The 337-nt window shown below is 64.4% G+C and carries 1 protein-coding gene; it reads right to left on the bottom strand.

From position 1 onward, the window contains the following. A partial coding sequence (locus JT360_RS33360) for an ABC transporter substrate-binding protein (protein ID WP_214477748.1) occupies positions 1 to 337 on the bottom strand: 337 nt, incomplete at both ends.

Raw genomic sequence — 337 nt, forward strand, 5'->3', positions numbered from 1 at the left:
CTCAACGACCGCGGCCGCTTTGGGGCTTCGCCTCGGGTCCGCCGGGAACGTGAAGAGGGTCCCCTCCGCCGCGGGGCCGGCGATGAGGGCAAATTCCTCGGTCGCCAAAGCATCTCCGGATATGAGCTGAACCGTGTAGCCACTGTCGTGTGCAGCGCGAGCTATCAGCGCAACCTCGGCATGATACCCACCCACATATAAGGCGGAGACGCCGGCGGTCTGCAACGCAGCGACCTCGGCCGAATAGTCGTCCTTCCCGGGAATGTATGCGTCGTAGACGGCCTCAGTCACGCCCCGCTTGTTCAGCTGCTTCCTGGTCTCGTCGGCGAGACCCTTC

It is taken from the genome of Mesorhizobium sp. dw_380, from assembly GCF_018588885.1.
GTDB lineage: Bacteria > Pseudomonadota > Alphaproteobacteria > Rhizobiales > Rhizobiaceae > Mesorhizobium.